The organism is Flavobacterium sp. HBTb2-11-1, assembly GCF_009826975.1.
Lineage (GTDB): Bacteria > Bacteroidota > Bacteroidia > Flavobacteriales > Flavobacteriaceae > Flavobacterium.
On record NZ_WUMO01000004.1, the window covers coordinates 425007 to 440933 of the forward strand.

A 15927-nucleotide genomic window follows, 5' to 3' on the forward strand; every position below is an offset into this window, starting at 1 on the left:
CAATTATTAAAAATTAAAAAAATGAAAACAACAGATAAAATTATTATTATCGATTTAGAAGCCACATGTTGGCAAGGCGCAGTCCCGAGGGGACAGCAGAATGAAATTATTGAAATCGGATTAGCAGTCTTAGATACTGAGACGGGAGAAATCTCTAAGAACAAGGGGATTCTGATAAAGCCACAACGTTCTCATGTTAGTCCGTTTTGTACTGAACTCACCACTATTACTCAAGATTTACTGGATAAAAATGGAGTTTCTTTTGAAGAAGCTGTTGATTTGCTAATCGACGAATACAATCCAGATTTGTACACTTGGGCAAGTTATGGGCAGTACGATTTGAATATGCTGACAAAACAGTGTAAATCGTTTGGTATTCCGTATCCGATGGGAGAGGAGCACATCAATGTAAAAGAACATTTTGCCGAGAAGTTTGGCTTGAAGAGGCCGACAGGAATGAATGGCGCTCTACAGTTGCTGAATATTCCATTGGAAGGAACACACCACCGCGGAATTGATGATGCTAAAAACATCGCTAAAATCTTGCATTGGTGTCTGAAAAACTAGAATGGTTTAAATCCACTCTCCAGCTGCATTATAATCATCTGGAAGATAAGTGAGATATTGAACCATTCGCGGTTTTTCACCATTATTTGGTGTCGCACAATGCGGAAGCGCTTGATTCCAAATGATAAAATCTCCTGCTTGCCCGATAATTGGTTTCGACTGCAGTGTCTGCAAGGCTTTTTCTCTCGGATTCTCGTGAGGTTTAAGTTCGTCAAGCCACTGATTAATTTGGTTATGAAAACCCGGAACACAATGAAAAGCGCCATCATTTGGTCCGCAATCGGTTAAATAAAGCAAGCCCTGAAGGCCAAAACTCAACGGCTTTTTCAAACTCATATCCCAATGAAGCGGACTTCCCAGAAAATTAAAATTCTCTGTTTCAGGCGGATTAAAACTTACCTTGTCAATCGTTTTGTAAATTTTAGTGGTTTTATAAAGCTGTTCATACGCTTTTTTTACCCTTGGAGAAAAACGGTTCCGATTTAAAGTTTCATGATCAGAAAAATTAAGCATAAGGCCTTTTAGATCTTCATGGCTTTCGTACCAGCTTTCCTTTTTATTAGGATCCATTTTTAGATATTCCCAAATAGCTTTTTGAGTGTCTTCGCAGTCTTCTTTTGAGATAGCATTTTTAACGATTACATAGCCATTTTGGTTCCAGAATTCTAGATCTTCTTCGGATAAAACATTGTCGGTTAAATCTTCGGGTTCAATTACTATATCACGTTTTCGGTTGTTGATCCAGATTTTAAAAGATTCATAATCTGGCTTTTCGAAATATAAAAATTGCAAAGCATCTTCCATACCAATACCTAGCTGATACAAGGTTTTGATTTCGTTGTTCCAGTTGGTTTGACCGAGATCAGCATTTTGAGGATCAACAGTGCGTTTCCATAATTGTTCAAGGGTATTCCAAGGCATAGCTTTTTTGTTATAAAAGACAATAAGCTAAAATACAGGATTTATGGCTGGGTATTTAAAGTAAAAACACCTGTTTTCTGACACTAAAAAAGGCTGTCTCAATTGAGACAGCCTTTTCGTTTGGTTATATTATTCTGATTTATTAATTGTTTCCGTAGATTTTAGCGTAAAGATCTTTATAGATCTCTTTAATGATTTTACGTTTTAGTTTTAGAGTTGGAGTAAGCTGTCCGCCATCAATAGACCAAACATCTGGAGTAAGTTCAAAACGTTTTACTTGCTCCCAGTGTCCGAATTTTTTATTGATGCTTTCCACTTCTTCATCAATGCGTTTAATTACTTCTGGATTTGCACTAATTTCTGCATCTGTATTTCCTAAAGTAATTTTGTGGATTTTTGCCCATTCTTTTACAAACTCAAAGTTTGGCTGAATAAAAGCTCCTGGCATTTTTTCACCTTCGCCAATAACCATAATCTGCTCAATAAAACGAGATTGTTTCATAGCGTTTTCGATCATTTGCGGCGCAATATATTTACCTCCTGAAGTTTTAAACATTTCTTTTTTACGATCTGTAATTTTTAAGAAACCTTCGCTGTCAATTTCTCCAATATCTCCTGTATGGAAATAACCGTCTATAACAGCTTCTGCAGTTTTCTCAGGATCTTTATAATAGCCCAACATTACGTTCGGACCTTTTAATAGAATTTCTCCGTCTTCTGCAATTTTAACTTCAAGATTACGAATTGGTTTTCCGACAGTTCCAATTTTAAATCCTCTGTTTCTTTGATCGTTTACGGCAATTACAGGAGACGTTTCAGTTAAACCGTAACCTTCCATAACCGGAATTTCTGCCGCAGCAAAAACTCTTGTCAAACGTGGCTGTAGAGCAGCACTTCCAGAAACCATCAAGTCTAAATTTCCGCCTAAACCTTCTTTCCACTTGCTGAAGATCAATTTACGGGCAATTTTTAACTGAAATTCATACCAAGCACCATTTGCTCCGTATGGTTCGTATTTTAAACCTAAATCGATAGCCCAGAAGAATAGTTTTTTCTTGATTCCTGTCAATTCAGCTCCCTTGGCATAAATTTTATCGTAAACTTTCTCTAAAAGTCTCGGTACAGCTGTAATTACAGTTGGACGAACTTCTTTTAAGTTATCACTGATTTTGTCAATAGATTCTCCAAAATAAACCGATACACCATAATATTGATAGATGTACAAAATCATTCTTTCAAAAATATGGCAAATAGGCAAGAAGCTTAATGCAGTGCTTTTTCCTGGATCAAACGGAATTCTTGGCGAGCTGTCTAAAACATTCGACACAATATTTTTGTGCGAAAGCATAACTCCTTTTGGTCTTCCTGTGGTTCCAGAAGTATAAATAATTGTGGCTAAATCGTCAGTCTTAATACTGTCTTTTCTGGTTTCAACTTCGCTTTGATTGCTATTGTCTTCACCTAAAATCAATAAATCTGACCAATGTTTGCATCCCGCAATTTCATTAAAAGAATAAACCTCTTTTAAAGAAGGTACGTTGGCTTTTATTGCATTTACTTTCTGTAAAACTTCTTCATCAGAAACAAAGCAATAGATACTGCCGCTGTGGTTTAAAATATATTCGTAATCTTCTTCTGCAATTGTTGGATAAATAGGAACATTCTGCGCACCAGTCTGCAAAATACCAATATCCATTATATTCCACTCGGTACGGTTATTTGAACTAATTAAAGCAATTTTATCATCTTTCTGAACGCCCATACGCAATAATGCTCTCGAAATAGCATTTGCTTTTGCAATATATTCCTCGCTAGATGTTTTTTCCCAGACTCCATTTTTTTTGGTTGCAAGAGCAACTGGAAGATTGTAAGTTTCTTGTTGATAATAGGGAAAATCAAAAAGGCGTGTGATTGAAACCATGTTTAATATATTGAATTTGATTGCAAATTAAATAAAATTTAGGTATGATTTTTTATTTAATGAAATTTTATGGGAAAATTTATAGAGACTATTAAAAATCAACGAAAACGTTTTCTTTTTGATAGGAAATTTTGTCAAAAATGAAGAAATATTTAATGGGAAGGTGTCTTTTTTTTATTTACTGAACGTTGTAATCTTCATATTCTTTTACTCTTTCTCCCATTAAAAACATTTTTTTCTTGGCAAAATGAATAGAAAATTGAGAATAATACCATTCTTCGCTATCATTTGGTCTGTACCAGAAAGTATAAGAGGCGCTATTGAATCCTTCTTTGAAAACAGGAACGCCTTCTTCTGTGCATTCTATTCCCCAATTGATTTTTTGTTTGCTTAAATCTTCGGCTTGAATAAAACCTGTGCCATCTGGATTTAAAACTGTAATAGGCTGTTTTTGATTTAGAGGAGCATAAGTTCCCGGAACTGGATATCCGATAGTCGTAGTAATATAACGTTCCTTAGAATTGTGGGTAATTTGATCTACGTGAACTTGTGAATGTGAAGTGGTAACAGCAAAGAATAAGCTGAAAACAAAAAGTAATTTTAAAAATTTCATTCTATGTAGGTTTAAGTGTTTTTGGGCTGAAAAAATCGGGTGGCTGATTTTTTTCTGGGCGAATATAATCCATTTTTTTTATAGAATGGAGGCTTAAAAATACAAGAATGAAACTATTTGTTTTAGGTAAGTTTTTACTCCGTAGAAAACTGATTTTCGAGTAACTTTTCTTTAAAATCTGTAGTCTGTGATAATCTTTTTAATCTGTGACAAAAAAAAACGCCCGATAAAGTTCGGGCGTTTCTGGTAAAAATATATTTTTAGTTTTTCTCAATCCATTTTCTGGCATTAACAAAAGCTTCGTGCCAAGGTGTAACCTCGTCATTTCTATCTTTTGGATAATGCGCCCAGTTCCATTGGAAAGTAGAGCGCTCAATGTGAGGCATCATTACTAAGTGTCTTCCTGTTTTATCACACATCATAGCTGTGTTGTAATCAGAACCATTAGGGTTTGCAGGATAACCTTCGTAAGCATATTTAGAAACAATGTTATAGTTTTCTTCTGCTAAAGGCAATTTGAATTTACCTTCTCCGTGAGAAACCCAAACACCTAAAGTACTTCCAGCAAGAGTCGACAACATAACCGAATTGTTTTCTTGAACTGTTACAGAAGTAAAGATACTTTCGTGTTTCTGGCTCTCGTTATGAAGCATTTTTCCGTGAACTTCGTGCTCTGGATTAATTACTTCTAATTCCATGAACAACTGACATCCGTTACAGATTCCGACAGATAAAGTGTCTTCTCTTTTGAAGAAATTATCTAAAGCTGTTTTTGCTTTTTCGTTGTATAAGAAAGCTCCAGCCCAACCTTTAGCAGAACCTAAAACGTCAGAATTAGAGAATCCTCCAACTGCTCCAATAAATTGAATATCTTCAAGCGTTTCACGCCCAGAAATTAAATCCGTCATGTGAACGTCTTTTACGTCAAAACCTGCCAAGTACATAGCATTTGCCATTTCACGCTCAGAATTACTTCCTTTTTCACGAATAATTGCTGCTTTTGGTCTTGGTTTAGAATTGTCGATTTCTGGTTTCTTTCCTGTGAAATGTGCAGGGAAAGTATAATTTAAAACCTGATTTTTATAGTTTTCAAAACGTGCTTGAGCTCTTCCGTTTTTAGATTGTTTTTGATCTAATAAATAAGAAGTTTCAAACCAAACATCTCTATAAGTTGGGATATCCAATTTCCAATTTCCAACTTCTAAAGTAGCTGTAGAAGTTACAGAACCGATTTTGAAGAATTCGATATTGTTAGCTTTCAATTTAGCTTCAACAGTTGCATCAGATTTAGCTTGGAAAACGATTCCGATGTTTTCTGCGAAAAGGATTTTCAATAAGTCTTTTTCTGCGAAAGCGCTGAAATCAATTTTAGCTCCCAAATTCACATCAGCAAAACACAATTCTAATAAAGTTGTGATTAAACCACCGCTTCCGATATCGTGACCTGCTAAAATTTGGCTTTCGCCGATTAATTCCTGAACTGTATTAAATGCATTTTTGAAGAAAGAAGCATCTTTAATGGTACAAGTTTCGTTTCCGATTGCATTTCTTATTTGTGCAAAAGAAGAACCTCCCAATTTGAAATCGTCCTGAGACAAATTGATGTAATAGATTGAATCTCCGTTTTTCTGTAAAACTGGCTCAACCACTTTTCTGATATTGGTACAGTTTCCAGCAGCTGAAATAATAACCGTTCCTGGAGCAATTACTTCATCATTTGGATATTTTTGTTTCATTGAAAGCGAATCTTTTCCTGTCGGAATATTGATTCCCAATTCAATTGCAAAATCTGAACATCCTTGTACAGCTTCGTATAAACGAGCATCTTCGCCTTCGTTTTTACAAGCCCACATCCAGTTTGCCGATAAAGAAACTCCTTTTAGCTGATCTTTGATCGGAGCCCATATAATGTTTGACAACGATTCTGCGATAGCATTTCTAGATCCAGCAACTGGATCAATTAAAGCCGCAATAGGAGCGTGCCCGATAGAAGTTGCAATTCCTTCTTTTCCTAAATAATCCAGAGCCATAACTCCAACATTATTCAATGGCAATTGTAACGGACCTGCATTCTGCTGTTTCGCCACTTTTCCTCCAACACAACGGTCAACTTTATTTGTTAACCAGTCTTTTGAAGCAACAGCTTCTAAACGTAAAACGTCTTTTAAATAGGTTTCGAAATCTGCTGCATTGTAAGCAACGTCAGCATATTTTCTGTCAACTGTAGTATCAGTCATAACCGTTTTTGGAGAACTTCCAAAGAAATCTTCTAAAGCATAATCCATCGGTTTTGAACCGTTAGTTTTTGATTGGAAAGTAAAACGGTGATCTCCCGTTACATCTCCAACTTCGTACATTGGCGAACGCTCTCTGTCGGCAATTCTTTGCAACGTATCGATATCTTTTTGACCAATAACCAATCCCATTCTTTCTTGAGATTCGTTACCGATAATTTCTTTTGCAGAAAGAGTAGGGTCTCCAACAGGTAATTTATCTAAATCGATCAAACCTCCAGTTTCTTCCACTAATTCAGAAAGACAGTTTAAGTGTCCTCCAGCTCCATGATCGTGAATAGAAACAATTGGGTTATTATCGCTTTCTACCAAACCACGAATCGCGTTTGCAGCACGTTTTTGCATTTCAGGGTTAGAACGCTGAATGGCATTTAACTCAATTCCTGAACCGAAAGCTCCAGTATCTGCAGAAGAAACTGCAGCACCACCCATTCCGATTCTATAGTTTTCACCTCCAAGAATTACGATTTTATCGCCTTCTTTTGGTTTGTGTTTGATAGATTGATCTAATTTTCCGTAACCAATTCCACCTGCTTGCATGATTACTTTATCGTAACCAATTTTTCTGTTTTCTTCTTCGTGTTCAAAAGTTAAGACAGAACCTGTAATAAGCGGCTGACCGAATTTATTTCCAAAATCAGAAGCTCCGTTTGAAGCTTTGATCAAGATATCCATTGGTGTTTGGTACAACCATTTTCTTTCTTCAACTGCATTTTCCCATTTTCTATCATCGTTCAAACGAGAATATGAAGTCATGTAAACTGCAGTTCCAGCTAATGGCAATGATCCTTGACCTCCAGCTAAACGGTCACGAATTTCACCTCCAGAACCTGTTGCAGCTCCGTTGAAAGGCTCAACTGTGGTTGGGAAATTGTGTGTTTCTGCTTTTAGTGAGATTACAGAATCAAATTCTTTTATTTCGTAAAAATCAGGTTTATCAGCCGATTTTGGTGCAAATTGTTGCACTTTTGGCCCTTTTACAAAAGCAACGTTGTCTTTGTAAGCAGAAACAATATCGTTAGGGTTTTCCTGAGATGTTTTTTTGATTAATTTGAAAAGAGAAGTTTCTTTTTCTTCACCATCGATCACAAATGTTCCGTTGAAAATTTTGTGACGGCAGTGCTCTGAGTTGGCTTGAGAGAAAGCAAAAATCTCAGAATCAGTTAATTTTCTTCCTAGTTTAGTCGAAAGATTGTTTAAGTATTCTACTTCTTCTTCGCTTAAAGCTAAACCTTCAACTTTGTTGTAAGCAGCAATATCATCAATTTCTAGAATTGGTTCTGGCTGAATGTTGATAGTGAAGATTTCTTGATCTAATTCGTTGAATTTTTGAGAAAGCATTGGATCAAAATCAGTAAAATCTTCCGTTGCAGGATGAAATTCCTCGATTCTGATAATGCCAGAAATACCCATGTTTTGAGTAATTTCTACAGCATTTGTACTCCAAGGTGTAATCATGGTTGCGCGAGGCCCAACAAAGAAACCTGTCAATGCAGATTTTTCGATCTTACTCGCATCGGCAAAAAGCCAGTTTAATTTTGAAATGTCTTGAGCTGAAATTTCGTTTTGCGTTTGTACGGCAAAAACAGTTTTGCTTTGGTTTTCAAAGAAATGGATCATTTGTGTAGTTTGTTGTATTGAGCTGCAAATTTAATGTAAATAAATAGTAAGCGCAAATTTGAAAACCATCTCTTTTCAAAAAAAATGAAATTGCTTTTTTCTTGCATTTTTTCTACCAAAAAGACGCAATATCAAGAGGTTTCGGTCTTTCGAGAAATTTAATGTTTTAGTAAAATTTCTTTTTTGATATGTTCTGTAATATTAAACTTTTAGAAAGGAAAAAATCAAAAATAAATCGGCACAATTTTGAAGTTTGCAATTGCGCAGATTTGCAAAATTTACGAAATGCAGAAAGTGATGAAAAATACGTTTCTAAAGAAAAATCTTTCATAGGTTATGAAAAAAGCGGCAATTTGCCGCTTTTTTGGTTGATGAAAATCTAATTTTTAATTAATAATGACCTTTTTAAAAGCTGTTTTTTCTCCTTTTATAATTTTAATAATGTAAACTCCTGGCGATAGATTTTTGATAGAAACTTCTGGAGAAGTCGTATTTAGTTTTTCAAATACTTTCTGACCAGAGAATGAGAAAATTTCAACTGAATAAGGATTATCTACATTGCCTGGATTAATATCGAAATTCCCATTAGAAGGGTTTGGGTAAATTACAATTTCATCTGTAGTAACTTCTTCTTCCATTTCAGCAGTCTGAACCATTTTGCTGGCTAAGTTGTTGCAAGTGTCTTGTGAATACGAGTCCCATTGTGCACTTAAATTGAATGTTGTGCTTGGAGAAGTCACAGTCGATTTTCTTCTTAAAGTAACATCTATCGCAAAATTGGCTGTTCCACCGTTGAAAGTTCCGATAATATCAATTAAAACGCCATTTTTGAATAAACCTACAGCATCATTTCCATTAAAAGTCAGTTCGGTTGCGGTTGTTGAAATATTGGCTGCACTTGTAGAAAAGCAGCTTGATGACATTGAACTGTTTACAATTACAAATTTACTTCCAGTCGCTAAAGTGCCGCTTAAAGCTAAGCCTGTACTCCAAGAACCTGCGCCGTTTGTTTGTTTTTTAATGGTATAAGCAGACAAATTAACAGAAGCTCCAGTATTGTTTGCAATTTCTAAAGCTTTGTTGTTTCCAGAACCTTCAATATATTCAGAGAAAAGAAGGTCGGTTGCAGTTCCTGTTCCGCTGCTGTTGGTTGTAACTGAAATCGTATTGCTCGACGCAGAAGTATTTCCAGCTGTATCTTTTGCTTTTACATAAATGGAATAAGCCGTTGAAGCAGTCAAACCTGTAATTGTTGCAGTTGTACTAGAAACCGTTGTTTTTAAAACACTATTGGCATAAACATCATAACCTGTAACGGCTACATTATCTGTAGAAGCTGTCCACGAAAGTGAAATTGAAGTTGCTGTTGTAGATGTCGAAGCCAAGCTTGTTGGTGCAGTCGGTGCTTGTGTATCTCCAGAAGGTGTTCCGCCCCAAATTTGATTGACATATTCTGGATGATCAATAAACGGATTTCGATTGTTTTGCCTTGCATAAACGGCATTGTTTCTAGCAATTTCTCTCGCGCTCACAGGATCTTGCGCGTGCCAAGCCAAAAGCATATTTAAGAATGCAGTGGTAAAAACTTGGTTGCTTGATCCGTTAAACATTGGAAAAGAATAACCCGCTACTGTGTTTTCGTATCGTGTGGCAAAATAGAAATACATTCGAGCAATATCGCCTTTAAAGTCATTGATTGGTTCGAATACCGTTCCTGAATATCCAGAAACTGCGCTTGATCCTAATTTGCTCCCATTTTGAGAAGTGTATGTCGCAGAATTTGCATTTCCATGTGGATAATTAGAGCGTATTCCGTTTACTTTTCCGTCAGTTGGCGTAATAAAATGTGCGTCGGAGACCATTGGCGATTGCTCACTAAAAACCGATTGTGGAATGATATGTTCTCTATTGTAACAATCGCCTTCGACGGAATAAGTGCCACATCTCTGAGTGGTTCCGGTCGAATAATTGTAAGGATCTGTTCCTGAGGGATTTTCAGAATACATGTCTAAAACCGTTCCGTCGTTTTCGTAAAAATTGTCAACGTCAGAAGTTTGGTAGGTAGTGTACAATCCCGCATAACCATTGTCGGTATGGCCTTTAATAATGTTATACAATTGTGTTTTTAAAGTGTAGCCCGTTCCGGTTGCAGTGCTGTAATATCCAGAAGGGATTTGAGCAAAACCAAGTGTAGTAAGAAATAATAACAATAAAAAGTAGTTTTTTTTCATAAGTAATAGTTTTTAAGATTTGGTTGAAGATTATTTTTAAAAACTTGATTGTTAGGTTTTTAAAAATGTGTTATAACAAATCTACTATTTTTATGAAAGCAATGCGTTAAGCGATGTTTAAATTTGGATATATTTTCTTACGTGGTGTTTTATTGCCACGAAGACGCTAAGGCACAAAGTTTTTAATCTCGCAAAGTCGCGAAGGCGCAGGGTTTATTTTTTAAGTTAATTAAAAATCTTTGCGTTTTCGCGACTTTGCGAGCTAAAATATGCCTTATGGAAAAAAATTTAGTGCCTTAGCGTCTTCGTGGCAAAAAACAACTATTTAGGGAAATCTTGACTCTGATAAGCTCCCAAGTCTGGTGGAGAAGTTCTTGTAATTCCTAAAATATCTGTTGGAATTATATAGGCCTGATTCCCTTTCGCGAAAGCGGAAGATGTTTTATCAATATTAAACTTATTCTGAGAAACATTATAAAACTTCGGATTCTCATTCAGAATAATATTGTTATAATGTTCTGTATCAGTTTTGAACTGATAATCTGGGTTTGTTGTCGAACTGCTGAATTTTAAAAGACAATTGTTTAACTGATAAACAAATGGCGCATTAGCATTTTTACTCAAATTAAATTCGTTGGTATTTGAGCCGTAAATAATGCAATTGTTGAAAGTAGCCTGTGTCAACGGATTGGTTTCTGGCGTTGCTCCAGCCAAAGCGTTGCTTAAGCTGACCGCAAATTGTGAAGGTGTTGGCCAGCTGTTGTTGAAAGTGCAATGCGTGAATTTATAATTTCCGCCATAAACGCAAGCCAAACTCGATAATCCAGCATAATTAATCACTATATTTTCTCCAATAATTTGCGCGTTTTGAGCCAAAATTCCGTATTCAGCACAATTGTAAATCTGCGAGTTTTTAATTGAAATAGTATTAGATGGGTTTCTGAAATCTAAACCAACAACAGCATTTTTTAAAGTCAAATGATTAATCGAATGATTGGCGCTCCCTTTTTCAAAAATAACCGATTTCCATTGTCCAGGAATATCAGAATAAAGCGATTCTAAACGATCGCTTTCAAAAATAACTTCGTTTTCTAATTTATCACTTGTTGAAGCTGTTCCGTTTATTTCGAGAGAAGCATTTTTGCTAACATACAAACCAGAATTAGCGTGAAAATGAACTCTTGTGCCGGCTTCAAAAATTACGGTTTTATCTTCTGGAATTCCAGCATAACCGTAAATAACGTACGGTTTGTCATTTGTAAAAAGAAGCTCATTTCCGTTTGTAGGATCATTTTCATTTAAATAAAATCCGTCAACATCTTTTCCGTCAATTTTGATCTTTTCTTTGGTTCCGTCAGGATTTTGATTTGGATATAAAAAAACAGCGTCTTGAATTAAAGTAACCAGCGCCACTTCTTGCAGATTGGCTCCGCTGTCAAATTGAATTTCGTCTGTATATAAAAAATCATCAGGATTTGCGTCTGCGATATCTGCCGTTGTCTCTATAAAAATGTACAAACTGTCTTTTGCTAAAAGTGTAACATTTTGAAAAATTTTCCCGTTGTTGCCCGTCATTCCATCAACAGTCATTCTGTATTTGGAATTCAAACCTTTTTTAAATTGCACAATCGGAATTGATATGTCATTTTTACTTTGGTTGTAAACTTTTAATTGATACGTGCTTGAGCCAATATTTTTAAAAACAGTATCCAAATAAACCGTGTCTTTTGAGAACTTTAAATCTCCTGTGCTGGCAACGGTATCAAAGTCAGTTCTGCAAGAGCTGAAAGTTATAATTATTCCGAAAATGAAGAGTGCAAAGTATTGACGCATTTAATTTCTTTTTTAGCCACGAATTCACGAATTTTTATTTGAAATAATTCGTGAATTCGTGGCGAATAAATTGTAGATAAAAAAACTTTTCAATCTGTGTATCCCGATAGCTATCGGGAGTGGCAAAAAGCCAAAGATTGATTTGGATTGTTTTTGTAAAAATAGCAAAAAACTGACAAGTTCATAATTGATTTTTAATTTTAGAATCCGATTTTTCGATTTGTGTCTTATCTTTCTTTAATTTTACGTTTTTAAAGTTTATTTTAATGAATTATACAAAAGAACAGATTTTAGCGCGCTGTAATGAGTTTTCTAAAAACACATTAATGGAAACGCTGAAAATTGAATATATCGACGCTGGAGAAGATTTTTTAACTGCAAAAATGCCTGTCAATCCAAGTGTTCATCAACCAATGGGATTATTGCACGGCGGCGCTTCTGTAGCTTTGGCAGAAAGTGTTGGAAGTGCAGCTTCTTTCTTTTTTATCAATCCGAAAGAGCAGGAGGTAAGAGGCATTGAAATCTCGGCAAATCATCTAAAAAGTATTCGTGAAGGTTATGTTTTCGGAACAGCCAGAATTATCCACAAAGGAAGAAGTCTTCATCTTTGGGAAATTAAAATTACTGATGAAGCAGGAAACTTGGTTTCGCTTTGCAAATTGACGAATATGGTTTTGGAAAGAAAGAAAAGTGAATAAATTATGAATGCATTTTTCTTAAAAATTAAAAATCATAAAGAACAAAATTTACCCTTTGTGCTTTATTCAAAGCCCAATTCAGAAAACTATATTGGGATTTTACAGCAAAATAATAACTTAAATACGGTTTCTGATTACAGCGAAAAAGGATTTGTTTTTGCTTCTTTTGATGAAAAACAATTGATCCTAATTCCAGAAAATGAATCGGAAATTATTACTGCTAATAAAGAAGAAACCTCATTTGCTCCAATAGAAATTGATGATTTGAGTTTTGATTCTGAAGCTAAATTTCAATATGAATATTTAGTAGTTAAGGGAATTCAGGCCATCAAAAATGAAGAATTCAAAAAAGTAGTTTTATCAAGAAGTGAAGAAGTGCCTTTGGCTGAATTTGATTGTATTGAAACTTTTCAGCACTTGGTTCAGTTATATCCAGCCACTTTTTGTTATTGCTTCTTTCACCCAAAAATAGGGCTTTGGATGGGAGCAACACCAGAAAAACTGCTAAAAGCAAACGGTAATGTTTTCGAAACCATGGCTTTGGCAGGAACGCAAAAAGATAATCAGGAAACGGAAATTGTTTGGCAACAGAAAGAAAAAGACGAGCAACAGTTTGTGACTGATTTTATTGTAAAACGCCTTCGAGAATTTACTGCTTCTGTAGTGGTTTCTGAACCTTACAGTTTGAAAGCAGGATCGATTTGGCATATTAAAACGGATATTTCGGGTGTTTTAAAAGATAATTCAACTTTAGCAGAAGTTATCGATACTTTGCATCCTACGCCAGCTGTTTGCGGACTTCCTAAAAAGAAATCTAAAGCATTTATTTTGGAAAACGAAAATTACGATAGAACTTTCTATACGGGTTTCTTAGGCGAATTAAACAGCACATTTGCAGGAAATAATGCAAGTTCTGATTTATTTGTAAATTTACGATGCATGCAGATTCAGGAAGAAAAAGCAATTCTGTATATGGGTTGCGGCATCACAAAAGAAAGCGTTCCGGAAAAAGAATGGGAAGAAAGCGTCAACAAATCAATGACGATGAAAAGAGTATTGAAAATAACTTAAAAATATGTTTACAGTCGCAGTCACAGTTTTCAGTTTTGCTGAGACTGAATACTGCGACTGTAAACTGTGACTTAAATATAGATAATGAAACTAGACATATTAGCCTTTGGCGCGCATCCAGACGATGTAGAATTGGGTTGTGCCGGAACCATTTTAAAAGAAGTATCACTTGGTAAAAAAGTAGGTATTGTAGATTTAACTCGTGGTGAGTTGGGAACTCGTGGAACTGCGGAAACCAGAGATCAAGAAGCAAAAGATGCAGCGAAGATTTTGGGAGTTCTAGCGCGCGAAAATTTACGCATGCGTGATGGATTTTTTGTAAATGACGAAAAGCATCAATTAGAGGTCATCAAAATGATTCGTAAATATAAACCTGAGATTGTTTTATGCAATGCAATTGACGATCGCCACATTGATCACGGAAGAGGAAGCAAACTCGTTTCTGATGCTTGCTTTTTGTCTGGTTTGATGAAAATCGAAACTTCGGTTGATGGCGAGGCACAAGAAGCTTGGAGACCAAAAGTAGTGTATCATTATATTCAATGGAAAAACATTACCCCAGACTTCGTTGTGGATATTACAGGTTTTGAAGAAAAGAAAGTGGAAGCGATTATGGCTTACAAAACTCAATTTTATGATCCTAATTCGAATGAACCTGCAACGCCAATTACCAGTAAAAACTTTTTTGAAAGCCTAAATTATCGTGCGAAAGACCTAGGAAGACTAGTTGGGAAAGATTTTGCAGAAGGTTTTACAGTTGAAAGATGTTTGGCTGTCAATAGCTTAGAAAATTTGATTTAATTTTTATAAAAATTTTTCATTTTTTTCTTTGTAGAACTCAACCTTTGTTCTATATTTGCACTCGCTAAGCAGAAAAATGGTGGTTGTAGCTCAGCTGGTTAGAGTAGCGGTTTGTGGTGCCGCGGGTCGCCGGTTCGAACCCGGTCAGCCACCCAGATTTAAAGCCTTGAAGAAATTCAAGGTTTTTTTTGTTTTATGACGAAAACTAAAAAAGTAAAATTCCAATTTTTGAAATTCCAAATTCCAACTCACTACAGTTTGAAATTTGGAATTTTTTATTTTGTATCTAATTTCAAAGAGTTTGGAGTTTGGGTTTTAGAATATTGGAAATTAAAAAAGCACAACTGTTAAGTTGTGCTTTTCTTGTGGTTATTATATTTGGTTTATGTATTATCGAATTTCTTCAAATGTAGTGCCTTGAGTGATATCTCCAGTTTTAAAACCTTTATTAAACCAATACATTCTTTGTTCTGAAGTTCCGTGTGTAAAAGAATCGGGAACAATGTGTCCTTGCATTTTGCTTTGAATGGCATCGTCTCCAACGGCACTAGCTGCACTTAATGCTTCTTCAATATCTCCTGCCTCAAGTTTTTCCTGATTGTCGTGAGCCCAGACTCCTGCATAAAAATCTGCTTGCAACTCTAAAGCTACGGATAATTTATTAGCTTCGGCTTCACTTTTTCCCTGCTGTTCCTGGCGCATTTTTGAAGACGTTCCCATCAAAGTTTGTATATGGTGGCCAATTTCATGGGCTATTACATAAGCTATGGCAAAATCACCTCCTTTTGCACCAAATTTGGTTTTCAATTCTTCAAAAAAGTCCAAATCCATATACACTTTACGATCACCAGGACAATAAAACGGCCCAGAGGCCGAAGATGCTCCACCGCAGGCTGTTTGTACGGCTCCTTTAAAAAGTACTAATTTTGGTTTTTCATAAGTCATGCCATGTTGCGTAAAAATTTTTGTCCATGTATCTTCATTATAAGCTAGCATTGCCCTAACAAAATTCCCCATTTCTTCGTCTTCTTTGCTTAATGGGGCAGCGGCTTCAGTCTGCTGGCCTTGTCCGCCTTGCATTTGTTCTAAAATAGGCGCTATCTGCTGACCTGTTTCACCTCCAAAAAGGTTCAGAAGTAAAACAATAATACCAATTACGCCACCACCAATTATGGCTTTACCGCCACCAGAGATAGATCTTCGATCTTCTACATTATCACTTTGTCTGCTGCCTTTCCATTTCATATTGAATTGTTTTTTGTTTTTGTTTGAAACGTTGTACGAATTTATAGATTTTTTATGATAAATTTTAGAGTAAAGATATTTATGTTTAGTTTTCGGACGCAGTCTTCACTCT

General features: G+C 35.7%; 11 protein-coding genes and 1 tRNA gene. 5 read left to right on the forward strand and 7 right to left on the reverse strand.

Annotated features, from left to right (window positions below; genetic code table 11):
* Positions 1-21 precede the first annotated feature (21 nt).
* Positions 22-567 carry a 3'-5' exonuclease gene (locus GR162_RS11250; protein WP_160782225.1) on the forward strand — a complete coding sequence of 182 codons (546 nt, stop codon included), beginning with the start codon at positions 22-24 and terminating at the stop codon, positions 565-567.
* Between the two features lie 6 nt (positions 568-573).
* Here the strand turns inward: GR162_RS11250 and GR162_RS11255 are convergent, their stop codons facing one another.
* The 6 genes from GR162_RS11255 to GR162_RS11280 all read right to left on the reverse strand — a co-directional run bounded on the left by GR162_RS11255 (position 574) and on the right by GR162_RS11280 (position 12000).
* Positions 574-1488, reverse strand: a complete 915-nt coding sequence (locus GR162_RS11255) for a phytanoyl-CoA dioxygenase family protein (protein ID WP_160782226.1) — start codon at positions 1486-1488, stop codon at positions 574-576.
* A 142-nt stretch (positions 1489-1630) separates the two neighbouring features.
* On the reverse strand, positions 1631-3409 hold the full coding sequence (locus tag GR162_RS11260) for a long-chain fatty acid--CoA ligase (protein WP_160782227.1): 1779 nt from the start codon (positions 3407-3409) through the stop codon (positions 1631-1633).
* Between the two features lie 178 nt (positions 3410-3587).
* On the reverse strand, positions 3588-4022 hold the full coding sequence (locus GR162_RS11265) for a hypothetical protein (RefSeq protein WP_160782228.1): 435 nt from the start codon (positions 4020-4022) through the stop codon (positions 3588-3590).
* Between the two features lie 260 nt (positions 4023-4282).
* Positions 4283-7936, reverse strand: a complete 3654-nt coding sequence (gene purL / locus GR162_RS11270; RefSeq protein ID WP_160782229.1) for a phosphoribosylformylglycinamidine synthase — start codon at positions 7934-7936, stop codon at positions 4283-4285.
* Between the two features lie 386 nt (positions 7937-8322).
* Complete coding sequence (locus GR162_RS11275) at positions 8323-10167, reverse strand: endonuclease (protein ID WP_160782230.1); 1845 nt, start codon at positions 10165-10167, stop codon at positions 8323-8325.
* A gap of 321 nt (positions 10168-10488) precedes the next feature.
* Complete coding sequence (locus GR162_RS11280) at positions 10489-12000, reverse strand: hypothetical protein (protein ID WP_160782231.1); 1512 nt, start codon at positions 11998-12000, stop codon at positions 10489-10491.
* Positions 12001-12266: 266 nt separating this feature from the next.
* On the opposite strand from GR162_RS11280, the gene GR162_RS11285 reads away from it, so the two are divergent.
* The 4 genes from GR162_RS11285 to GR162_RS11300 all read left to right on the forward strand — a co-directional run bounded on the left by GR162_RS11285 (position 12267) and on the right by GR162_RS11300 (position 14723).
* Complete coding sequence (locus GR162_RS11285) at positions 12267-12698, forward strand: PaaI family thioesterase (protein ID WP_091133225.1); 432 nt, start codon at positions 12267-12269, stop codon at positions 12696-12698.
* A gap of 3 nt (positions 12699-12701) precedes the next feature.
* The gene (locus GR162_RS11290; RefSeq protein WP_160782232.1) at positions 12702-13769 is read left to right on the forward strand and encodes a chorismate-binding protein; all 1068 of its coding nucleotides are present in this window, start codon (positions 12702-12704) and stop codon (positions 13767-13769) included.
* Between the two features lie 84 nt (positions 13770-13853).
* On the forward strand, positions 13854-14570 hold the full coding sequence (gene bshB1, locus GR162_RS11295) for a bacillithiol biosynthesis deacetylase BshB1 (protein ID WP_160782233.1): 717 nt from the start codon (positions 13854-13856) through the stop codon (positions 14568-14570).
* Positions 14571-14649: 79 nt separating this feature from the next.
* Positions 14650-14723 (forward strand) — tRNA-His (locus tag GR162_RS11300).
* A 237-nt stretch (positions 14724-14960) separates the two neighbouring features.
* On the opposite strand, the gene GR162_RS11305 is transcribed toward GR162_RS11300, so the two are convergent.
* The gene (locus GR162_RS11305; protein ID WP_160782234.1) at positions 14961-15815 is read right to left on the reverse strand and encodes a neutral zinc metallopeptidase; all 855 of its coding nucleotides are present in this window, start codon (positions 15813-15815) and stop codon (positions 14961-14963) included.
* Between the last annotated feature and the right edge of the window lie 112 nt (positions 15816-15927).